The organism is Rathayibacter sp. VKM Ac-2804 (assembly GCF_009866655.1).
Lineage (GTDB): Bacteria > Actinomycetota > Actinomycetes > Actinomycetales > Microbacteriaceae > Rathayibacter.
In genome coordinates, this window is the sequence record NZ_CP047420.1 from 3,813,617 (window position 1) to 3,833,938 (window position 20,322).

The window sequence follows — 20,322 nt, forward strand, 5'->3', positions numbered from 1 at the left end:
CGGGCCGCTCGGGTGGGTGGGGCGATCAGCCGCCGATGGCCTGCTTGGCCGTGTCGAGGGCCGTCGTCCACGCCTTGTCGGAGGTGACGTTGCCCGCCTCCAGCTCGACGAGGGTGTTGAGCAGGGCGCCGTTGATCGGCGTCGTGTCGGGACCGTTGTAGAAGGAGGGGAACTGCTCGACCGAGGTGGCCATGACCTCGCCGATCTTCGAGTCGCCGAAGAACGGGTCGGTGTAGTTGCGGACCTCGTCGCTCGCGACCGCCTCGGTGGCGGCGGGCAGGGTGCCCGAGGCCGCGAAGTGGTCGGTCTGGCCCTCGGCGGACATCATCGTCTCGATGTACTGCCAGGCGGCCTCGGGGTGCTCGGCGCGGGCCGGGATGGCGATGACGCTGCCGCCCCAGTTTCCGCCGACGCCGGGGACGCTCGTGACGCGCCAGTTGCCCGCGGTGTCGGGGGCGTCGGTCTTGATGCCCGCGAGGATCCACGACGGCGCGATGGTCACGGCGAAGGCGCCGTTGGCGCGGCCGGGAGCCCAGCCCGAGGACCAGGCGGCGATGCCGGCGCTGATGCCGGCGTCCTTGGTGTCCACGGCGACCTGGAACGCGTCCTTCACCTGCGGGTTGGTGTCGTAGACGAGCTCGCCGTCGGGCGAGTAGTACTTCTCCGAGACCTGGTTGACGGTCGAGAAGAAGACGCTGGTCTCGATGTTGTCGACGAACGGCTTGCCGGTCGCCTCGGTGTACTTCTCGCCCATGGCGATGAAGGACGGCCAGTCCTTCCACATCTCGGCGACCTCGGCCGGGTCGGTCGGCAGACCGGCGGCCTCGAAGAGGTCGGCGCGGTAGGCGAAGCCCAGTCCGCCGACGTCGGTGGGGACGCCCACGACGGAGCCGTCGTCGGCCGTCGCCGCGGAGGCGGCCCACGGGAGGTACGCGGAGGCCACGTCGTCGCCGCCGAGGGTGCGCAGGTCGAGGAAGTTCGAGCTGTTGGCGACGAACTGGGGCAGGTCGTCGTTCTGGATCATGACCAGGTCGGGCACCTTGCCGCCGGCGAGCGCCGCGGTGAGGGCGGTGGCCGTCTCGGTGGTGCTGCCGACCTCGGAGAGCTTGATCTTCGCGTCCGGCATCTTCGCCAGGTACTCGTCGACGCTGTCCTTGGCGTTGATGCCGGTGAAGGACCAGAAGGTCGCTTCGGCGTTCGGGTCGTCGGACGCGCCGCCGCCGCTTCCGGATGAGCATCCGGTGAGGGCGAGGGCCACGGCGGCGGCTGCTGCGGCGACGGCCGTCAGTCTTCTGTTCACGATTGTTCCTCTTCGTCGGGGATTCGCGGTGGGTGGTCTCGCAGGTGGAGACCCAGGGGGCAGAGAACGATCTCTTGGACGCCAAGGTAGCCCGCGTTCGACCCGGGTGCAAGCGCGATCTTCGAGTCGTTACCGCAGCGTGAGATATCGATCTCCCCTAGTATTCAGAAGAACTTTCGCAAATCGGACCGCTTCGGCCCAGGGGGAGGCGTCCCCGTGGGACTCTGGAGATCGAGCATCCGGCGCCCCGGTCCGCTCCCCTCCTCGTTCAGAAGGATGCAGCCATGACCCGACCCACGCTCGTGGACGTCGCCCTGGCCGCGGGCGTGTCCCGCGCCACCGCCGCCCGGGTTCTCGCGGGCGGCACGAACGTCGACGTCCGCATGTCGGCGGCCGTCGAGCACGCCGCGAAGCAGCTCGGCTACGAGGCGAACAGCGCCGCGCGGATGCTCCGCGGCGGCCGCTCCGGGGCGATCGCGCTGATCGTCGCCTTCAACGAGCTCGACAGCCTCACCGGCACGTTCTTCACCTCGGTGCTCAAGGGCGCGGCGAAGGGGCTCTACGCCGCCGAGGTGCAGCCGGTGCTGCTGCCCGCGGACCACGACGACGGCGACCGCATCCCCAAGTTCCTCCGCTCGCGCGCGGTCGACGGAGCGATCGTGATCCTGCAGCACGAGATCACGCACCTCGCGCAGGCGCTCGCCGACTCCCCCGTGCCGATCGCCTGGGTCGGCCGGCCGCGGGTCGCCCTGGCCGAGGACGCGATCGTGATCGACTCCGACAACTACGGCGGCGGCCGGCTTGCCGCCCGCGCGCTCGCCGACTCCGGGCGGCGGCGGCTCGGGATCATCGCCGGCCCGCACGACATGGAGCCCGCCCGCGACCGCATCCGCGGCTGGCGCGACGAGCTGACGGAGCTGGGCCTGGACCACAGTCCGATCGTGCACGGCGAGTTCACCCTCGAGAGCGGCTCCGCCGCGATGGCGCGACTGCTGCAGCGCCACCCGGACCTCGACGGCGTCTTCGCCTCCTCCGACCTGATGGCCAACGGCGCGATCCGGGTGCTGCAGGCCTCCGGTCGGCGGGTGCCCGCCGACATCTCGGTGGTCGGCTTCGACGACGTGGTCATCGCGACCACCTCGGATCCGACGCTGACCACGATCCGCCAGCCGCTCGAGGACATGGGGCGCGTCGCCGCCGAGACCGTGGTGGCCGTGGTGGCGGGCCGCGAGGTCGACCGGCAGCCGATCCTCGCGACGACGCTCGTGCAGCGGGAGTCGGCGTGAGTGTCGGGCCGGCACCGCACCGGCTGATCGTCAGCACCGACGCCGCGAACGAGGCCGACGACCAGTTCGCGATCGTGCAGGCGCTGCTGAGCGCGACGCTCGACGTGCGGGCGCTCGTCGCCGCGCACTTCGGCCGGCCCGGGAGCCTGCGGGAGTCGCGCGCGGAGATCGATCGCGTGGTCGCCCTCGCCGGGGCCGACGTGCGGGTCGTGGACGGGGCGTCAGCGGCGCTGGTCGCCGGCGGTTCCGCGGAGTCCGTGGCGTCCGAGGGCTCGCGCGTGATCGTCGAGGAGGCGCTGCACGGCGAGGGCCGGCTCTGGATCGCCGTGCTCGGCCCGCTCACCGACGTCGCCGCGGCGCTGCTGGCGGAGCCGTCGATCGCCGAGCGCGACGTCGTCGTGGTCTGGGTGGGCGGCCCGCCCTACGAGGGCATCGCCGCGTACCACCCGGAGTTCAACCTGATCAACGACGTCGCCGCCGCGAACGCCGTGCTCGCCTCCGGAGTCGCCGTCTGGCAGATCCCGATGCCCGTCTACACGATGGTCGGCGTCGGCCACGCCGAGCTGCGCACGCGGCTGGGCGGCACGAGCCGGCTCGGCGACTACCTCGTCGACCAGCTGATCGCCTTCAACGCGACGATCCCCTACGGCCCGCTCGACTTCCGCTCCCTCGGTGACAGCCCCGCGATCGGCGCCGTGATGAACCCCGCCGGCGGCCGCTGGCGCGAGGTCCCCGCCCCGCGCTTCACCCCCGCCGGCGACCTCCAGCCGGGCGTCGGCCCGCACACCGTCCGCGTCTGCGACGCCTTCGACACCCGCTGGCTCCTCGAGGACCTCTTCGCGAAGCTCGTCGAGTTCGGCCGCGCCGCCCGCTGACGGCTGCCCTGGGCCGACTCCGGCGCACAACATCAGCTGAGAGCACCCGGCCTCCCCTGTCAGAGGAGGGACCCCCGTCTCAGCTGACGTTGCGCGCGACCTCGCCGGCAGAACATCAGCCGGATCGGGTGCAGACGGGGTCACGGTCAGGCGCGGGCGGCCTTGACGTAGGCGACGAGGGCGTTCGCGTGCCCATGGCCGAGACCGTGCTCGGTCTTCAGCCAGGAGACGACCTGCATGTGCGTCTCGGAGTCGAGCCGCTCGTCCACCAGGTCGAGCCACTCCTGGACCGGACGGCCGTAGGTGGTCTCGATGCTCGGGAAGTACGACGCGGGTCCCTTCGGCTTCGAGCCGTCGGCGGGAGGCTCCGGTGCGAGGACGCGCGAGGGGGTCATGCCGGTCACTGTAGCGGCGGCGGTGCGCCGCCCGACAGAGCGGCGGAGTGACGGACTGACGGAGTCATGCTGATCGAGTAGCCCGCTCCGCGGGCGTATCGAGATCCACCCAGCAGACGACACCGGGTCTCGATACGCGGCTGCGCCGCTACTCGACCAGCACGAACGGCCCGCCCCGCCCCACGGCAGCCCGCCGGCCGCACCATGCTGATCGAGTAGCGCCCGCAGGGCGCGTATCGAGATCCACCCGTCCGGGCACGGCGGGTCCGACCCGCGGCTGCTCGCTCACACCTCGGACCTCCGACGCGACGCGACGCGCCGACGCTCCCTCCGGTCCGCGCCGCGCCCTTGCTGACGTCGGTGATCGGGAGGAGGCTCGTGGCCATACACAGAAGGCCATGCCGGTACGGCCTCCTCGGTGATCGGCCCTTCTGAGAGCGGGAAGAGGAACGAGATGGAGTGGACGGCACCGGGAGCGGTGAGCTCCCTGTGCCGCGAAGTGCGGAGGGAGCTGCGCGGGGCGGTCGCCTCCCGGCTGCTCCTCGTCCTCCTGCTCGCCGGCGCCGCCTTCGCGGTCTGGAGCGCGGTGACGGACGTCGGCAACGCCCGGTCGACGGCGGCGCTCTTCGAGAGGACCGCCGCGGAGTACCGCTCGGCCGGGCACTCCGTCGAGGAGGCGCTGGCCGAGCCCGTGAGCGTGACCGGTCGCGGGGACGGGCGGACGGAGATCGACAACCCGCTGCGCTACGACTTCGAGGCGGCGACGGCGGCCTCGGCGGCGCTGACACCGCTCGGTGCGGTCGAGACCGGGCTGAGCCTCGCGGTGTTCCTGGTGACCCCGCTCCTCGGGTACGCGACGGGGCTCTTCGCGGCGACCACGGACCTCCGCGGCGGGTCGATCGTCGTGCGGTGGCCGCAGGTCCGTCGGGCGCGCACCTTCGTCGCGGCGAAAGCGGCGCTCCTCGTCACGGCGGTCCTGACCTTCGGCGCGGCGCTCGTGCTGACGGCGGCCGTCGCCGGACTCGTCACCGCGCAGCTGAGGCCGTTCCCCGTCGACGGAGGGGCGGCGCGGCCGTCCGCGGATCCCGCGGCGATTGGAGCAGTGGCGGTCGCCTTCGTGCTGATCGGGGTCGCGTTCGGTGCGCTGGGCTTCCTCGTCGCCACGGTGACGCGGGAGCGGGCGTTCTCGCTCACCGTCTTCGCCCTCGCTTACTACCTGGTGCCGATCCTGGGGACGAGTGACCCGCGGAACCTCGTGCCGAGCGTCGCGGCGCCGTGGCTCGCCTTCCACGGCGGGTTCCAGCCGCGAGCCGTCGGCGACCTCGGCGTGCCGGTGAGCGCGCTCACCCTCGGCGGCGGGGCCCTCCTGCTCCTGGGCGCGAGCGCGGCGGTGTGGTCGCTGCGCGACAAGACGCCGCGGGACGTCTGAGCGGCTCCGGCGCTGTCGCCCGCGGCGTCGACTGCGCTGGGGACGCGGGGTCTCGATACGCGGCTGCGCCGCTACTCGTCCAGCATGCAGGGGGCGGCGCCCTCCGATGCCTGGCCTGCAGCGCCATGCTGATCGAGTAGCGCCCGCAGGTTGCGTCTCGAGATCCAGCCGCCCTGGAGACGTCCGGTCTCGATACGCGGCTGCGCCGCTACTCGACCAGCACGGGGCGAGTGGGCCGCTCCTCGGGCGGCGCGGCCGCGCGGAGGGGCAGGCCGAGCGAGCCGGTGACCGCGGTGGACTGCTCGACCGGGAAGAAGTGGCCGCCCTCGACGACGCGGAGGCCGAAGGCTGCGCTGGTGCGGGCCGACCAGCCGCCGCCGCTCGCGGGTGGCGCGAGGCGGTCCCGCGTCCCGTGCCAGGCGGTCAGCGGGACGGAGACGGCCGCCGCGGGCGCGGGCGCGTAGCCGACGAGCAGCCGGAGGTCGGCCCGGAGGCCCGGGAGGAACAGCCGGCGCATCGGATTCGCGGGGAGGGCTGCGTCCACCGCCCCCAGCTCCGCGAGTGCGGCGAGGAAGTCGTCGTCACCGAGGTCGACGACGGGGGCGAAGGTGCGCCCCGTCGCGGCGCTCGGCGGGCTGCTGCCGAGCACCAGCAGCCGCTCCGGCGGCGGATCGCCTGCCGCCTCCAGAGTGCGGACCGCCTCGAACGCGACCAGCGCACCGAGGCTGTGCCCGGCGAGCGTCCACCGCCCGACCCGCGGCGCGGCCGCCGCGAGCGACCGGGCGGTGTCGAGCAGGGTCCCGCCCGGGATCCGCGGCAGGTGCGGCGTCTCGACCCGGGCCCGGCCCGCCAGGTCGCCTGCCCACCGGCGGCGGAGCAGCGCCGAGCCGCCTGCGGGCGGGACGAGCAGCACCGTCGGCAGGTCGGTCACCGCTCCGCCCCGATCGGCGGCGCGGCGGTCAGGCTGCTCGCCAGCGAGCCGGCCAGCAGGGAGCTGCCGACGAGCAGCCCACCGTAGCCCGCGCCCAGCAGCCGGTCGACGTCGTCCCGCGAGTCGATGCCGCTCGCGCTGACGGCCAGCGGCGTGCCGGTGGCGAGCACCTCGTGCACCAGCTCGAGACTGCGGCCGAGGCGGGCACTCCCGCGCTCCTGGTCGCGGATGTCCTTGTTGTTGACCGCGATCGCGCACTCGCCGGCACGCGGGACGGAGGCGATCTCCTCGGCGGAGATCACCTCCACGAAGGGGGTGAGCCCGACTCCGAGCGCGTGCTCGACGAGGATCTCCAGGCTCTCTCGCCGGAGGAGCTGCGCCGTCAGCAGCACCGCGCAGACGCCCGCCGCGGCGGCGCGGTCGAGCTGGGCGCGCCGGGTGAAGAAGTCCTTCTGGAGGACGGGACGGTCGGTCGCGCGCAGGACGTCGTCGAGCAGCGCGGCGTCGCCGCCGAACCAGCGGCCGGTGACCACCGAGAGGCACGGCGCTCCGGCGTCCTCGTAGAGCCGGACGAGCTCGGCGGCGCTCCGCCCGGCCGTGAGGTCGTCCCCGGCGGCGGAGCGGCGCTTGATCTCCATGATCAGCCGTACCTCCGAGGCGAGGACGGCGTCGACGAACGGCGCGGCGCTCACGCGAGCACCGCCCGGCGCTCGGCCCACGGCGACCACGCGGCCACCAGCGCGGACACCGCGGTCGCATCGAACGCGCCGGACGCGTTGCGCGCCGAGCTGTCGACGTCGATCCCCCGCCAGTGCTCGCTCGCCGCCAGGCCGACGAAGCGCTCGGCGTCGTCTGCGCCGAGGCCGCCGGCCACGAGGAAGGATCGGTCGAGTCGCTCCACCGCGCGCTCGAGAGCGGCCGGATCGGCGCGGATCCCGGTGCTGCCGATCCGGCCGCCGACGACGGTGTCGAGGAGGTAGCCGTCGGCGCCGGCGCACCCGTAGGCGCCGAGGAACGGTCCCTCGAGCAGGACTCCGGCGTCGAGATGGAGCACCTTGACGATCCGGCGGTCGCGCCCCGCGGCGTCGAGCCGTCGCCGGAGCTCGTCGACCACCGAGGGCCGCTGGAAGGCGTGCAGCTGGATCCAATCGGCGTCCAGCGCCGCGGCGGCGAGGGCGATCCCCTCCGCGTCGGACGAGAAGGTGACCAGCGCGCGGCGGATCGGGGCGTCCGCCTGTCCCAGATCCTGCAGTTGCGGCACGGAGAGCGAGCGGGCCGAGCCGGCGACTCCCCACCAGACCCCGGCGTCGCTCGCGCCCGCCGCGGCGAGCAGCGCGAGCTCGGCGGGATCGACCACTCCGCAGACCTTGACGATCGGCGCGGCCATCAGCGCAGGCCGATCATCGCGGCGACCCGGTTGTACTGGATCTCGTTCGTGCCGGAGTAGATCGGCCCGGCGACGGCGTCGCGCAGGTCCCGCTCGATCCCGTGCTCGCTGAGGTAGCCGCGGCCGCCGAAGATCTGCAGGGCGTCGAGGCTCGACTGGAGGTTGCCGCGGCTGGTGACCAGCTTGGCGATCGAGATCTCGGTGGTCGCCGAGACCCCGGCGTCGAGCCGGTCGGCGGCGGCCTGCAGCCACATCCGAGCCGTGTCAGCGGCGATCCGCATGTCGACCACCTTGTGCGCGATCGCCTGGTTGGAGCCGATCGTCCGGCCGTACTGCACCCGGTCGCGGCACCACTGCACCACTCGGGCCTCGCGACGGACCATCTCGCCGACGTTGACGGCGAAGGAGAAGAGGATCTCGCGTTCCATCACGTGATCGAGCACGAGGAACCCGCCGCCGACCCGGCCGACGACGCTCGATGCCGGGATCCGGCAGCCCTCGAAGGAGAGCTCGGCGAGCGGGCTGCCGGAGAGCCCGAGCGTCGGCAGCCGGCGGCCCACGGTGAAACCGGGGGTCCCTGCCGGGAGGAGGAACGCGGTGATCCCGAGCGGGCCCGGCACCTCCGAGGTCCGCGCGTAGACCACGTAGACGTCGGCGAGGCCGCCGTTGGTGACGAAGGTCTTCGCGCCGTCGAGCACGAACTCGTCGCCGTCGCGCACCGCGCGGGTCGCCATTCCGAGTGCGTCGGAGCCGCTGCCCTCTTCCGTGATCGCGTGCGCGGCCAGGAGCCGCCCGCCGACCACCTCGGGCAGCACGCTCGCCCGCTGCTCGGCCGAGCCGAAGCGCGCGAGCGCGACCGCCGTGCTGGCCATCGTGGTGACGGCCGCGAAGGAGAGGCCCGCGTCGTGGTTCAGCCGGCCGAGCCGCTCCAGCAGCGGCAGGCACTCGCGGTGGCTGAGCCCGGACCCGCCGGCCGAGCGGTCGAAGGCGGCGCCGAGGATCCCCGTCGAGCGGAGCCGGTCCCAGCCTGCGCGGTCGAAGACGGTCTCGTCCGCAGGGCGGTCGTGCGCGGTGCCGAAGGCGCGGTCGAGGCGCTCCGCGATGACCTCGGCGGTCGGCGGGGCCGCGCTGTCGAGGGCGCTGTCGGGGAGGGCGCTGTCGAGGATCGTCATGACTCGGCTCCTGCTCAGTACTGCGAGTAGCCGGACGGGTCGAGCCGGTGGCGCTCGGTGCCCGTGATCGGGGGATTGAAGATCGAGACGAGGTGGAGGTCCTCGTGCTCGGCGGCCCGCAGTTCGTGCGGGTCGTGCAGGTCGAGGGCGTAGAGGGTGCCGGGAACGATCTCGTGGACCGTGCCGTCCGCTTCCACCACCGCGCCGGAGCCGGAGAGGCAGTAGCAGGCCTCGATGTGCCGGCGGTACTGCAGCCGCGAGCTGGTGCCCGCGGCGACGACGGTGTGGGCGACGGCGAAGCCGAGGCCGTCGGCCTCGTTGACGAGGCGGTCGCTGGTGCCGTTTCCCCAGTCGACGGTGCGGACGTCGGAGCGCTTCCTGATGAGCATGACTGCTTCCTTCCGAGTGGTGGTGCGGTGGTGGTGGGTGGGTGGTCAGTGGGTGGGTGGTCGGTGGGCGGTGGATCCGTGCTCCGCCGGCGGGTCGCCCGCCGGATCCGCGGCGCCGGGCAGGAGGCCGGCGAGGAACGCGCGGAAGCCCGCGACGGCTCCGTCGCCGCCCGCGTCGAGCGACCGGACACCCGCGGTGCCGATGATCGCGGCGTCGACCCCGAGACCGGAGAGCCGCCGGACGTCCTCGGCCGTGGAGACGCCGAATCCGACGGCGATCGGCGCGGTGCCGCTGCGGCGCAGCTCGGCGACGGTCCCGGCGAGCTCTGCGAAGGAGTCCTGCGAGGGGGTGCCGCTGCGGCCGTAGCGGGCGACGAGGTAGACGTAGGCGGTCGCGTCCCGCGCGGCGGCGGCGATCGTCTCGGGCGAGGAGGTGCCGTGGTAGCAGGTGGTCACCACCGGCAGGCCGACGGCGTGGGCCTCCGCGAGGTACTGCGTCCGGAGCACCGGCGGCAGCCCGTGCACGAGGACGGCGTCGGCACCCGCCTCGCGGATGCCGCGCAGGCTTTCGCCGAGGTCGTGCCCGCGCAGAGAGTGGCTCCAGTCGACCAGGAGCGCGACTCGCAGGCGCGCCGTCCGCTCGCGAATCGCGGTGACCAGGCGCAGGGCGGCGGCGAGGTCGGTGCCGGCGGCGAGCGCGAGCCGGGCGCTCTCCCGGATCACCGGGCCGTCGGTCACCGAGTCCGGGAACGGGACGGCCAGCTCGAGGCAGTCGACGCCCGCCTCGTCCATCGCGATCGCGATCTTGAGCAGCTCGTCGTCGGGCGGATCGCCGGCGTTGAGGAAGAGGGCGAGTCCCGGCGAGCGTCCGGACTCCCCGCGCTCCACGAAGAACGGGCGGGCGGGCAGCAGCGTCCGCTCAGGCACCGAGCACCACCGCCTCGTGCGCCTCCGAGCGCAGTCGCTCGAGCAGGCTCGCGGCCGCGCCCGACTCCAGGCTCGACCGCGCGCGGTCGATCGCGGCGGGCAGCTCGGACTCGACCTCTGCCGCGAGCAGGACGACCGCGGCGTTCAGCGCGATCGTCTCGGTCACGGCCGTGCCGAGCCGGCCGGCCAGCGCGCGGACGAAGTGCTCGGCCGCCGCCTCCGGAGCGACGGAGCGCAGCTCGGCGAGCGAGCCGGCGCCGGAGACGAGCGCACCCGGCTCGATCCGCTCGACCCGCCCGTCCGGCCGCACCAAGCGGCTCGGGCTGACGCTGATCAGCTCGTCCGCGCCGACCGCGCTGGAGCAGATCCAGTGCGCCCGCTCGGGTCGTGCTCCCGCGAGGGCGCGGAGAGTCCGCTCCCCCGCCCGGTCCGACCGGCCCACGACCACGGCGGTGACCGGGACGCGGGAGAGGAACGGCCCGATCACGTTGAGGAGCGCGCCGAACTCGCGCAGTCCCACCGGGACGATCCGGCGCGCCAGGCGGACCAGCTGCACCGGGTGCGCGTGCCGCCCGGGGAAGGCGAGGCCGTCGCGCTGTCGGTACCGCTCCACCTGCTCGGCATCGGCGTCGGCGCGCACGCCGAGTCGTCCGAGCAGATCGGTGGAGCCGAGCGAGGAGGTGTAGGCCCGGGATCCGGACTTGAGGACGCTCGCCCCGGCCGCCGCGGCGGTGAAGGCGGCGGCCGTCGAGAGGTTCATCGTGGCGGGGCCGCCGCCGATGCCGACGATGTCGACCGCCGGGTCGGGGCGCGCAGCAGCGACCGGCGCGAGCGAGCGCACGAGGGCGACGAGCGTCTCCTCGCGCGGCAGCACCCGCGAGGCCGCGGTGAGCACCGCGACGAGCTCGCCCGGGTCACTGGAGCGATCCTCCACCCGCGCCCAGAAGGCGGCCCATTCCTCGACGGGGACGCACCGCCCCTCGTCGAGGAGGCGGACGAGCGGCGAGGCGGTCATCGTCCGTCGGAGCGGGCGCGCGAGACGAATCCGGCGATCGCGGAGATACTGCGGAAGTTCTCCGGGTCGAGGTCGGTGTCGTCGACCCCCACCTCGAACCGGCTCTCGATCCAGGCGATCAGCTTGAGGAGCCCGAGGCTGTCGAGCACTCCGCTGTTCATCAGGTCGAGGTCGGTGCCGACCCGCTCGGGCTCGGTGCCGGGGAGGAACTCCTCGACGAGGTAGCTCCGCAGGGCCTGGACGACGCCGTCGGAGCCGGGCTCCGCCGTCTCGGTGGTGGCGGGTCCGGTGGTGTCAGTGCTGCTCATGTCTGTCCCTTTCGAGGTGGCCGCGCGCCTGGGTGAGGGCGCGGGATCGGTCGGTCTTGCCGGTGATGGTCAGGGGGAAGGGGGCGTCGGTGACGTGGAGCTCGCTCGGCGCGCTGCCGCTGGCGAGGCGGAGCGCGGCGAAGGAGCGCAGCTCCAGCAGGTCGAGCGCGGACGGGAACGCGCGCTGCACGACCACGGCCAGTCGGTGGCCGGCGACCGGATCCGGCTCGGCGATCGCCACGGCGGCGCCGACGAGGGGATGGCTCTCGAGGATCCGCTCGACCTCGGCCAGGTCGACCGCGAGACCGCGGATCTTCACCCGCCGGTCCAGGCGGCCGAGCAATCGGGTGGGCTCGCCGGGCCGGCGGTCGACGAGGTCGCCGGTGCGGACGAAGACCCGCCCGTCGCCACTGCCGCCGTCTGCGTCGAGGGTGACGAAGCGCTCGGCGGAGGCGACCCGGTCGAGGTAGCCCTCGGCCTGGAACGGCGTGCTCACGAGCAGCTCACCGAGGCCGTGCTCGGTCGTCCCGCCGTCCTCGCCGCGCACCCGCACCAGCACGCCGGGGAGCTCGGTGCCGATCGGCAGGGCCTCGGCGCCCTCGTCCGCACCGATCTCGTGGGCGAAGCTGTCGTTCGTCTCGGTCATGCCGTAGACGTTGAGCAGCCGCGCCGCGGGGAACAGGGTGCGCAGGCCCGCGAGCAGATCGGCGTCGACGCGGTCGCCGGTGAGGATCAGGGTCAAGACCGAGCGCAGGGTGCGCCCCGGGGCCGTCGCGCTCTCGAGCATCAGCCGGTAGAAGGTGGGTACCGCCTGCACGAGGTCGATCCCGCCGTGCTCGATCAGGTCGAGGACGTGCCCGCCCCGCACCGCTCGCGCCGGCGGCACGAGGACCGCCCGCCCGCCGGCCGCGAGGGTCGCCCAGACCTCGAGGAGCGTCAAGTCGAAGTTGAGCGGCGCGAGGTTGAGCACCGCGCTGGCGGGCGAGAGCGCGAACTCCGTCCGCGCCCAGTCGCTGAAGCGCTCGACAGCATCGAGGCCGATCGGCACGACCTTCGGCACGCCGGTGGTCCCGGAGGTGGTGAGCAGCAGGCGCGCGGCGGCCGAGCCGTCCCCGCGGCGGCGCCCGCTGTGCCGCGGGACGGCGTGCGGGCGGACGACGACGGGGCCGCCGGGGCGCGGATCGACCAGGATCCGGACGTCCGCCGCGGCGACGACGGCGGCCGAGCGCTCCTCCGGCATCGTCGGTGCGAGCAGGAGCACCGACCGGCGGTCGGCAAGGGCGCCGAGTGCGAACGCGATGGTCCGCGGGGTCTTGTGGGCGAGGACGGCGAGCACGTCGTCGCCGGGCAGCGTCGCGGCGAGCTCGCGGCTCAGGGCGACCAGGGCCGAATAGCTGAGGGTCTCGTCGCCGCACTGCAGCGCCGGGGCGTCCGGCCGCGACCGTGCGTGCTCGAGGATCCGCGCGATCAGCGGCGCGACGGGTGCCGACGCGGGGGCAGGCAGCGGCTCCGCAACGAGGCCGCTCACGATCCGCTCCGCTCGAGGGTCGGCGCGATGCCGATCCAGGCGGCCTTGAGGGCGGGGCCCTCGGCCGTGCGCGCGCGGAGCACCAGCACGGCCGGGTCCTCCGCCGGGACCACCTCGACGGCGAGCTCGGAGTCGCAGAGCACGGGCGCCGAGAAGCGGACGCCCAGCGAGCGGATCCGGGACAGATCGCCGTCGAGCACCGCGTCGGCCGCGACCTCCAGTGCGAGGGCGACGACGCTCATCCCGTGCGCGATCGGGCCGTCGAATCCGGCGGCCCGCGCCGCTTCCGCGTCGACGTGGATCGGATTGTCGTCCCCGGAGACCCCGGCGTAGAGGCTGCTGAAGACCGCCGAGACCCGGATCGTCGCGTCGGCGACCGGGGCGCCGGGGAGCGGGCGCGCCGCGGGGGCTGCGGCCGGCCGGCCGGCGCCGTCCAGATGGGGGCGGAGCGTGTCGGGGTCGACGCCGCCGAGGAGGACGGTCGAGACGCCGGAGGCGATCTCCTCTCCCGCCGCCGTGAGCAGGATGCTGTCGACCGTGACCACGGTGCCGCGTGGGTCGGGACGGACCTCGCGCAGGCGGCAGCTCACCGAGGTCGAGGAGCCGGAGCCGAGCGGCAGCGACTCGAGCGGCGACGACGCGAGCAGATCGGGCCGGGCGAGGCGCAGCTCCTGGCCGAGGTGCACGACGTGCTCGATGCGGCCGGCGACCGCGCCGAGATACGCGGTGAGCGCCGGGTGCAGCGCGAGGAAGGCCGCGACCGGATTCGGCGCGTCGGAGCGCGCCGGGCTGCCGAGCGCGGAGCGGAGCAGGCCGCTCAGCGCCGCGGCGGCGGGCCGAGCCGGGGCGGGTGCGGGCGGTGCCGTGGGGATCGTCATCAGGAGTCCTTCCGAGGTGCGGTGGCGGTCAGGCGAGGACGAGGGCGGCGTTGTGCCCGCCGAAGCCGAACGAGGTGCTGAGGGCGGGCGCGGGCCGGATCGTGCGCGGAGTGCCGGCGACGACGTCGAGGGCGATCGCCGGATCGGTCCGCTCATGGTTCGCGACCGGAGGAACGAGTCCGCGCCGCGCCGCGAGCATCGCGACGACCGCCTCCAGGGCGCCGGACGCGCCGAGCAGGTGGCCGGTGACGCCCTTCACCGCGGTGACCGGGGGCACCCCGTCGCCGAAGATCCGGCCGAGGGCGCGCGACTCGACGGCGTCGTTCAAGCGGGTCGAGGTGCCGTGCGCGTTGACGTGGCCGACGTCGCCGGAGTCGACGCCCGCGTCGCGCAGGGCCGCGGTCATCACCTGCACCGCGCCGTCGCCCTCGGGATGCGGCATCGACAGGTGGTGCGCGTCGGAGCCGGCGGCGTAGCCGAGCACCTCGCCGTGGATACGCGCGCCGCGTGCCCGGGCGTCGGACTCGCGCTCGAGGACGACGAACGCCGCCCCCTCCCCCATCACGAAGCCGTCGCGGTCGGCGTCGAACGGCCGGCTGGCGAGCGACGGGTCACCCGATCGCGTCGAGAGAGCACCGAGCCGCGCGAAGGCGGCGAGCGTCACCGGGCTCAGCGTGGCCTCGCAGCCGCCCGCGAGGACGAGATCGGCGGAGCCGGCGCGCAGCAGAGCGGCGCCGGTGCCGATCGCGTCCGCCCCGCTCGCGCAGGTGGTCGCCAGGGTGAGCGCGGGGCCGGTCGAGCCGAGCGCCATCGAGACGGCGACCGCGGCCGCGTTGGGCATGGTGACCACCGGCATCAGCGGGCTGACCGCCTCCGTGCCGCGGTTCGCGAAGGCGATGCTCTCCGCGTCGCTGGTGGTGCGACCGCCGACCGCGTTGCCCACCACGATCGTGATGCGCTGCGGGTCGACCCGGGGTGAGCCGGCGTCCGCGACGGCGTCGAGCGCGGCGGTCAGGCCGTAGCGGGCGAACGGATCGAGGCGGCGCAGCTGCTTGGCCGAGACACCCTCCGGCACCCGGCGGTCGTCGACCTGGCAGCCGATCGACACGGGGTGCCCGGAGGCGTCGAACCGGTCGAGGACGCGAGCGGTGGAGCGGCCGAGGAGCAGCGCGTCCCAGACCGCCTCGACGGTGTCCCCCGCGGGGGTGAGCAGGCCGATGCCGGTGACGACGACGCTCTCGCGGGCGGTCACGACCCGCTCCCCGCGAGAGCCGGCGCCGTGCGCTCGGCCGCAGTGCGGGCGGTCGCGAGGGCCGGCGCCGTGCGCTCGGCCGCCGCGCGGAAGGCCGCGATCGCGGTGTCGATGTGGGCCGGCGAGTGCGCGGCCGTGATCGCGATCCGGAGGCGGGCGAGCCCGGTGGGGACGGCGGGGGTCACCACGGGGAGGCCGACGACGCCCTCCTCGCGACAGGCGGTGGCGAAGTCGTAGGCCTGCAGGTCGGTGCCGATGATCAGCGGGACGATCGCGGTGACGCTGTCGCCCACGTTCGCGCCCGAGGCGGTCATCGCCGCGCGGAACCGCTCCGACTCGGTCTGGATCCGGGTGACGCGCCACGGCTCGCGGCCGAGGATGCGCACCGCCTCGAGGGCGGCCGCGGTCTGCGCCGGGGCGAGGGCCGCCGAGAACAGGAACGGGCGGGCGCCGTAGCGCAGGTGATAGATCAGCTCGGGCGAGCCGGAGACCCAGCCGCCCATCGAGGGGATGCCCTTGGAGAGGGTGCCGAGCTTCACGTCGACGCGGACGGTGCGGTCGTAGTGCTCCTCGATCCCGCGCCCGGTGGCGCCGATTACGCCCAGGGCGTGCGCCTCGTCGACCATCAGCAGCGCACCGTGGCGGTCGCAGACCTCGCGCAGCGCCGGGAGCGGCGCGATGTCGCCGTCCATCGAGTAGACGCTGTCCACGACAACCAGGCGGATGCCGCCGGCCGGCGCCGCGAGGAGCCGCGCCTCGAGGTGCTCGGGATCGTTGTGGCGGAAGCGGGTGACCGTCGCGCCGCTCAGCTGGCAGCCGTCGACGATGCTGGCGTGGTCGAGCTTGTCGACGAAGACGTGGTCGCCGGGGCCGCAGAGCGCGCCGATCGTGCCGACGTTCGCGGCGTAGCCCGAGCTGAAGACCAGCGAGGCCTCGCGCTCGGTGAAGCGCGCCACCTCGTCCTCGAGCTCCTGGTGCAGCGGGGTGCTCCCGGCCAGGGCGCGCACGCCGTGGGCGCCGGTGCCGTAGGTGTCCACCGCCTTCGCGACCGCGGCGGCCAGGCGCGGATCGCCGGCGAGCCCGAGGTAGCTGTAGCCCGACATCATCAGCAGGCGCTCGCCGTCGACGTCGACGAACGGCGTCCCGGCGACCGGGACGTAGGGCCGGAAGCTGTTGCGGCGGTGCGGCGTCGACTCGAGCGAGCCGACCCGGCGCCCCGTGGCGGCGAGCTTCGCCGCCAGGAGGCCCGCCGAGTCCGGGAGGCCGGAGCCCGGGAGGCCCGGGCCGGGGAGCGCGGCCGAGCCGGGCAGCGCGGCGCCCGCGCCGACCGCCTCCGCTCGCGCCGGGGAGACGGTCGTGTCCGTCGCGGTGCCTGCAGTCATGGTCCTCGTCCTCCGTGCCGTCGATCAGTGACGAGGACGATGCAACGCGGCGGCCGCAAGAGCGGCGCAACCGGGACGCGAGCGGCTCGAGGCGCGGAGCGCTTGCGCCCCGAGGCCGCGGGCGAGGACGCGGCCGAGGACGGGGGCTCAGCCCGCGCGGTAGCCCTGCGGGCTCACTCCGTAGTGCTTCTTGAACGCGGTGCTGAAGCTGAAGGGGCTGCCGTAGCCGACCCGCTGCGAGATCGCCGAGAGGGTGAGCTGCGGATCGCGCAGCAGATCGGCGGCGAGAGCGAGCCGCCACTTCGTGAGGTACGCCATCGGCGGCTGCCCGACGATCGCGTGGAAGCGCCGGGCGAGGGAGGCGCGCGAGACCGCGACGCTCCCCGCGAGCGACTCCGTGGTCCAGTGCTGCCCCGGGTTCTCGTGCAGCAGCGTGAGCGCGTCCTTCACCACCGGATCGCGGTTGCCCAGCAGCCAGTCCGGCCGCGCCTCGCGGGCGATCTCGGACCAGGAGCGGACGGCCTGGATCAGCACGAGGTCGAGGAGGCGGTCGAGGATCGTGCCCTGCGCGATGCCGTCGCGGACGACCTCGTCAGCGAGCGCCGCCACCATCGGGTTGTCCTCGGCGCGCACCACGAAGGTCCGCGGCAGCGAGTCGAGCAGGATGCGCCCCACCTCGCCGGCGCTGCGGAACGTGCCGACCAGGAGCCGGTCCTCGCCGTCGACGTCGTTGCCCCAGGTGCGCACACCGGCCGAGAGCTCGGTCGAGAGGTCCCGTCCGTCCGGCCCGGAGCAGGCCTGGCCGCTGCCGATGTGCACGGTCGGCGAGAGCCCGAGCTCGGAGGAGAGCAGGTAGGGCGCCTCGCCGCTGACGACGAAGACGTCGCCCCGGCGCAGGTGCACGGCGGCCTCGCCGTCGGGGACCACCCAGCTGTGGCCGTCCAGCACGGCGACGAGGGTGAGCGGGGCTCCGTCGGCGACGTCGATGGCCCACGGCGGGCTCATCACGACGCGGAGGAGGAAGGCGTTGCGGGCGCGGGGCCCGTCGAGGAAGTCGGAGAGAGGGTCCACAGGCAGAGACGTTCGCGAATGAAGCTGAGTGAATGCAGAATTCACGCGCAGGTCTTTCCCGGCTGGTATAGATGCGACCAGCCACTCGATGAGAAGGACTCTCATGCTCATGTCCCGCCTGCTCTCCGGAGCCGCCGTCGTCACCTCCGGCGTCACCGCCGCCGTCTACACCTACTTCTCGGCCTCGGCCATGCCCGCCCTCGCCGCCGCCCCGCCCGCCGAGGGCCTCACGCGGATGCAGGAGTTCAACCGCGACGCCGAGCAGGCGCCGTTCCTGCTCTGCTTCTTCGGCGCGGCGGCGCTGAGCGTCGCGACGCTGGTGCGCCAGGCGCGAGCGCCCCGCGGTGAGCGCTCCGTCGTCGCCGTCGTCGGCAGCTGCCTCTACCTCGCCGGCTTCGTGCTCACGATCGTCTACCACGTGCCCCGCAACACCGCGATCGCGCAGCTCGACGCCTCCTCCGCCGCGTCGGCCGCGCCGTGGGCGGCCCTCGCCGCCGAGTGGACCGCCGGCAACACCGTGCGGGCCGTGCTCTCCGGCGCGGCGACCGTCTGCTTCGCCGCCGCGCTGCTGGCCCGTCGGGGAGTGCGCCGCGCGCGCCGGGTCCCGACGACCCGGTAGTGGCCGCCGAGACGGCGCCCGAGGGAGACGACGCCGCTTGCGCGCAGGTCCGCCTCCTCGGCGAGGTGGGCGCGATCGGGCTCGACGGCGTGCCGCGCCGGCTGAACAGCCCGCAGGCGCGCATCGCCGCGGCGCGCCTCGTGCTCGAGCGCCGCCGCTCCGGCACCAGCCGCCGCGAGCTCGCCGAGACCCTCTGGCCGGAGGAGCTGCCGGACACCTGGGCGTCCGCGCTGCGCAGCGTCGTCACCCGGGTGCGCCGCCTGGTCGAGGACCTCGGCCCCGGGGTCGTGCTGGAGTCGATCGGCGGGCGCTATCTGCTGCGGCTGCCCTCGACCGTCCGCATCGATCTCGAGGAGGCGGTCGAGAGCGCCGCCCGCGCCGGCGACGCCCTCGCCGACGGCCGGGCGGAGGAGGCGCGCGCGCTCGCGCGCTCCGCGGTCGCCGTGCTCGAGGGCGGCTTCCTGCCCGACCACGACTCGGAGTGGGCCGACGGCATCCGCCGCTACCTCGGCGACACCGTGGTGGAGGCGTACGAGGTGCTCGCCCGCGCCGCGCTGGCCGCCGCCGATCCGCCGACCGCGCTCGCCGCCGCGCGGGCCCTGGTCGAGCGCGCTCCCCTGCGCGAGAGCGGCTACCGTGCGCTGATGCAGGCGCAGGTCGACTCCGGGAACCGCGGCGAGGCGCTGCTCAGCTACGCGCGGCTGCGCACGATGCTCGGCGACGAGCTCGGGATCGACCCGTCGCCCGAGAGCGAGGAGCTCTACTACGGCCTGCTCTCGGCGGACGACGCCGCGGAGCCGGAGCAGCCGCGGGCCGCCGCCGAGTCCGCCACGGCACCACCGCCCGCCGAGCGGCCCTCCTCGCCGCGCCCGGAGCAGAGCAGCACCCGGCCGCCGGAGCGCAGCACGCGATGGGCGAACTCGTCCACCGTGCTGGTCTTCCCGAGGCCCAGCTCGCCCGTGACGATCGCCAGCACGGGCCGGCCGGGCGCCGCCTGCTGCGCTCCGGCGGCCGGGTGCTGCTCTGCTCCGGGCGCGGCGAGGAGGGCCGCTCGGCCGTGGGCCGGGCGCTGGCCGACCGGCTGGCGAGCCTGCCGCCCGCGGTCGCGGCCGCGGTCGAGCCGGCGATGGCCGCGCGGGAGGCGGGGCCGCTGATCCGCGCGCTGCACGCCTGCGCCCAGGGCGGGCCGCTCCTCCTGGTGGTCGACGACCTCGACCAGGCGGACACGGCGACGCTCGACGTGGTCCGCTCGCTGCTGCTCCCGCACGCCGGCGCGGAGCCGGCACCGGCCGTCTGCGTCGTCGCGACGGCCGACTCCTCGCGCCTGGACACCGGCACCCTGCGGCTGCTCCACGACCTCGACCGCGCCGGGACCGCCCGCCGGATCGACCTGCCGCGCTTCGACGCCGTCGACGCCCACGACTTCGTGTCGACGCTGCCCGCGGCGACGCAGGAGGACGCCGAGCAGCTCGGCCGGCTGCTCACCGCCTCCGGGGGCAACCCCTACGTGCTGGCCCGCCTGGTCGAGGCGGACCCCTCGCGACCCGACCTCGTCTCGACCCTGGTCGGCGGCCTCCGCGACTACACGCGGATCCGGATGCTCGGACTGCGGGCGGACGCGACCCGGTTCCTCCGCGCGGCGGCCGTCTCCGGGCCGGTCTTCGACGCCGAGATCGTCGGACGCGCGGTCGGCCTCGACGGCGACGCCGCCGCCGCGGCGCTCGAGGAGCTGGTGCGGCACGAGCTGATCAGCCCGGACGAGCCGCCCGTCTCCGCCGCCGTCTCCACCGCCGTCGTCTCCACCGCCGCGGTCTCCGCCGCCGCCCCCGACCCGCGCCGACCCGAGCAGTACCGGCCCGAGGAGTACCGCTTCGTGCACGGCGCCGTCTGCGACGCGCTCTACGCCGACCTCGCCAAGACCGAGCGGGTCCGGATCCACCGCCGCCTCGCCGACGAGCTGCGCGAGCAGGAGGAGCTCGGCGAAGCGACCGCCGGACAGCGCCTGATCGCCCTGTCGGCCGCGGCGCCGCGCTTCGACAGCGCCTCGATCGAGGCGCTGTGGCGGGCCGCCGACCGCGCGAGCGAGGCCGGCGACGTCGGCGACGCGGTGCGGCTGCGCACCGACGCGCTCGGCCTGGTGCCCTGCGGGGACGCCGAGCTGCGGACCCGGTCCCTCGC

At 74.7% G+C, this 20,322-nt stretch carries 20 protein-coding genes; 5 read left to right on the forward strand and 15 right to left on the reverse strand.

Annotated elements, in window-relative coordinates:
• Nucleotides 1–25 precede the first annotated feature (25 nt).
• Nucleotides 26–1,300, reverse strand: a complete 1,275-nt coding sequence (locus tag GTU73_RS17710) for an extracellular solute-binding protein (protein WP_160090939.1) — start codon at nucleotides 1,298–1,300, stop codon at nucleotides 26–28.
• Nucleotides 1,301–1,584: 284 nt separating this feature from the next.
• Between GTU73_RS17710 and GTU73_RS17715 the strand changes: the two genes are divergently transcribed.
• Complete coding sequence (locus tag GTU73_RS17715; protein WP_160090940.1) at nucleotides 1,585–2,586, forward strand: LacI family DNA-binding transcriptional regulator; 1,002 nt, start codon at nucleotides 1,585–1,587, stop codon at nucleotides 2,584–2,586.
• Complete coding sequence (locus tag GTU73_RS17720) at nucleotides 2,583–3,461, forward strand: nucleoside hydrolase (RefSeq protein ID WP_160090941.1); 879 nt, start codon at nucleotides 2,583–2,585, stop codon at nucleotides 3,459–3,461. The genes GTU73_RS17715 and GTU73_RS17720 overlap by 4 nt, the downstream gene beginning before the upstream one ends.
• A 146-nt stretch (nucleotides 3,462–3,607) precedes the next feature.
• Here GTU73_RS17720 and GTU73_RS17725 read toward each other — a convergent pair whose 3' ends face one another.
• Nucleotides 3,608–3,856 carry a DUF4287 domain-containing protein gene (locus tag GTU73_RS17725; RefSeq protein WP_123706483.1) on the reverse strand — a complete coding sequence of 83 codons (249 nt, stop codon included), beginning with the start codon at nucleotides 3,854–3,856 and terminating at the stop codon, nucleotides 3,608–3,610.
• Between the two features lie 454 nt (nucleotides 3,857–4,310).
• On the opposite strand from GTU73_RS17725, the gene GTU73_RS17730 reads away from it, so the two are divergent.
• A complete protein-coding gene (locus GTU73_RS17730; protein WP_160090942.1) occupies nucleotides 4,311–5,285 on the forward strand; it encodes a hypothetical protein in 975 nt (324 codons plus the stop codon).
• A 208-nt stretch (nucleotides 5,286–5,493) separates the two neighbouring features.
• On the opposite strand, the gene GTU73_RS17735 is transcribed toward GTU73_RS17730, so the two are convergent.
• The 13 genes from GTU73_RS17735 to GTU73_RS17795 all read right to left on the reverse strand — a co-directional run bounded on the left by GTU73_RS17735 (nucleotide 5,494) and on the right by GTU73_RS17795 (nucleotide 17,525).
• Complete coding sequence (locus GTU73_RS17735; protein WP_160090943.1) at nucleotides 5,494–6,216, reverse strand: thioesterase domain-containing protein; 723 nt, start codon at nucleotides 6,214–6,216, stop codon at nucleotides 5,494–5,496.
• Nucleotides 6,213–6,908 carry an indole-3-glycerol-phosphate synthase gene (locus GTU73_RS17740; RefSeq protein WP_160090944.1) on the reverse strand — a complete coding sequence of 232 codons (696 nt, stop codon included), beginning with the start codon at nucleotides 6,906–6,908 and terminating at the stop codon, nucleotides 6,213–6,215. Before GTU73_RS17740 ends, GTU73_RS17735 begins: the two co-directional genes overlap by 4 nt.
• A complete protein-coding gene (locus tag GTU73_RS17745) occupies nucleotides 6,905–7,603 on the reverse strand; it encodes an N-(5'-phosphoribosyl)anthranilate isomerase (protein WP_160090945.1) in 699 nt (232 codons plus the stop codon). Before GTU73_RS17745 ends, GTU73_RS17740 begins: the two co-directional genes overlap by 4 nt.
• Nucleotides 7,603–8,775, reverse strand: coding sequence for an acyl-CoA dehydrogenase family protein (locus tag GTU73_RS17750; protein ID WP_160090946.1), 1,173 nt, complete (start codon nucleotides 8,773–8,775; stop codon nucleotides 7,603–7,605). Before GTU73_RS17750 ends, GTU73_RS17745 begins: the two co-directional genes overlap by 1 nt.
• A gap of 14 nt (nucleotides 8,776–8,789) precedes the next feature.
• A complete protein-coding gene (locus GTU73_RS17755) occupies nucleotides 8,790–9,164 on the reverse strand; it encodes an ectoine synthase (RefSeq protein WP_160090947.1) in 375 nt (124 codons plus the stop codon).
• A gap of 45 nt (nucleotides 9,165–9,209) precedes the next feature.
• Nucleotides 9,210–10,091: a tryptophan synthase subunit alpha gene (gene trpA / locus GTU73_RS17760; protein WP_208543694.1), complete on the reverse strand. Its 882-nt coding sequence runs from the start codon at nucleotides 10,089–10,091 to the stop codon at nucleotides 9,210–9,212.
• Nucleotides 10,084–11,106, reverse strand: coding sequence for a hypothetical protein (locus GTU73_RS17765; RefSeq protein ID WP_160090948.1), 1,023 nt, complete (start codon nucleotides 11,104–11,106; stop codon nucleotides 10,084–10,086). Before GTU73_RS17765 ends, trpA begins: the two co-directional genes overlap by 8 nt.
• Entirely contained in the window at nucleotides 11,103–11,414 is a 312-nt protein-coding gene (locus tag GTU73_RS17770) for an acyl carrier protein (protein ID WP_160090949.1), read from the reverse strand. Before GTU73_RS17770 ends, GTU73_RS17765 begins: the two co-directional genes overlap by 4 nt.
• Nucleotides 11,401–12,942, reverse strand: a complete 1,542-nt coding sequence (locus GTU73_RS17775; protein WP_160090950.1) for an AMP-binding protein — start codon at nucleotides 12,940–12,942, stop codon at nucleotides 11,401–11,403. The genes GTU73_RS17770 and GTU73_RS17775 overlap by 14 nt, the downstream gene beginning before the upstream one ends.
• Complete coding sequence (locus GTU73_RS17780) at nucleotides 12,939–13,820, reverse strand: MaoC family dehydratase (protein WP_160090951.1); 882 nt, start codon at nucleotides 13,818–13,820, stop codon at nucleotides 12,939–12,941. The genes GTU73_RS17775 and GTU73_RS17780 overlap by 4 nt, the downstream gene beginning before the upstream one ends.
• A 28-nt stretch (nucleotides 13,821–13,848) precedes the next feature.
• Nucleotides 13,849–15,072 (reverse strand): beta-ketoacyl-[acyl-carrier-protein] synthase family protein, encoded by a 1,224-nt coding sequence (locus GTU73_RS17785; protein WP_160090952.1) that lies wholly within the window; start codon nucleotides 15,070–15,072, stop codon nucleotides 13,849–13,851.
• Nucleotides 15,069–16,454 carry an aminotransferase class I/II-fold pyridoxal phosphate-dependent enzyme gene (locus GTU73_RS17790; protein ID WP_160090953.1) on the reverse strand — a complete coding sequence of 462 codons (1,386 nt, stop codon included), beginning with the start codon at nucleotides 16,452–16,454 and terminating at the stop codon, nucleotides 15,069–15,071. Before GTU73_RS17790 ends, GTU73_RS17785 begins: the two co-directional genes overlap by 4 nt.
• A 147-nt stretch (nucleotides 16,455–16,601) precedes the next feature.
• Nucleotides 16,602–17,525: an AraC family transcriptional regulator gene (locus GTU73_RS17795; RefSeq protein WP_160090954.1), complete on the reverse strand. Its 924-nt coding sequence runs from the start codon at nucleotides 17,523–17,525 to the stop codon at nucleotides 16,602–16,604.
• Nucleotides 17,526–17,628: 103 nt separating this feature from the next.
• Here GTU73_RS17795 and GTU73_RS17800 point away from each other — a divergent pair, with 103 nt between their 5' ends.
• Together GTU73_RS17800 and GTU73_RS17805 are read left to right on the forward strand one after the other, a co-directional pair.
• On the forward strand, nucleotides 17,629–18,144 hold the full coding sequence (locus tag GTU73_RS17800; protein WP_160090955.1) for an anthrone oxygenase family protein: 516 nt from the start codon (nucleotides 17,629–17,631) through the stop codon (nucleotides 18,142–18,144).
• On the forward strand, nucleotides 18,144–19,298 hold the full coding sequence (locus GTU73_RS17805) for a BTAD domain-containing putative transcriptional regulator (RefSeq protein WP_160090956.1): 1,155 nt from the start codon (nucleotides 18,144–18,146) through the stop codon (nucleotides 19,296–19,298). Before GTU73_RS17800 ends, GTU73_RS17805 begins: the two co-directional genes overlap by 1 nt.
• Nucleotides 19,299–20,322: the final 1,024 nt, after the last annotated feature.

Excerpts from the sequence above, each read along its gene's own strand:
- GTU73_RS17745 (WP_160090945.1), bottom strand. The coding sequence starts at position 7,603 with ATGGCCGCGCCGATCGTCAAGGTCTGCGGAGTGGTCGATCCCGCCGAG.
- GTU73_RS17715 (WP_160090940.1), top strand. The coding sequence starts at position 1,585 with ATGACCCGACCCACGCTCGTGGACGTCGCCCTGGCCGCGGGCGTGTCC.
- GTU73_RS17800 (WP_160090955.1), top strand. The coding sequence starts at position 17,629 with ATGCTCATGTCCCGCCTGCTCTCCGGAGCCGCCGTCGTCACCTCCGGC.
- GTU73_RS17790 (WP_160090953.1), bottom strand. The coding sequence starts at position 16,454 with ATGACTGCAGGCACCGCGACGGACACGACCGTCTCCCCGGCGCGAGCG.
- GTU73_RS17755 (WP_160090947.1), bottom strand. The coding sequence starts at position 9,164 with ATGCTCATCAGGAAGCGCTCCGACGTCCGCACCGTCGACTGGGGAAAC.
- GTU73_RS17750 (WP_160090946.1), bottom strand. The coding sequence starts at position 8,775 with ATGACGATCCTCGACAGCGCCCTCCCCGACAGCGCCCTCGACAGCGCG.
- GTU73_RS17730 (WP_160090942.1), top strand. The coding sequence starts at position 4,311 with ATGGAGTGGACGGCACCGGGAGCGGTGAGCTCCCTGTGCCGCGAAGTG.
- GTU73_RS17765 (WP_160090948.1), bottom strand. The coding sequence starts at position 11,106 with ATGACCGCCTCGCCGCTCGTCCGCCTCCTCGACGAGGGGCGGTGCGTC.
- GTU73_RS17725 (WP_123706483.1), bottom strand. The coding sequence starts at position 3,856 with ATGACCCCCTCGCGCGTCCTCGCACCGGAGCCTCCCGCCGACGGCTCG.
- GTU73_RS17780 (WP_160090951.1), bottom strand. The coding sequence starts at position 13,820 with ATGACGATCCCCACGGCACCGCCCGCACCCGCCCCGGCTCGGCCCGCC.
- GTU73_RS17770 (WP_160090949.1), bottom strand. The coding sequence starts at position 11,414 with ATGAGCAGCACTGACACCACCGGACCCGCCACCACCGAGACGGCGGAG.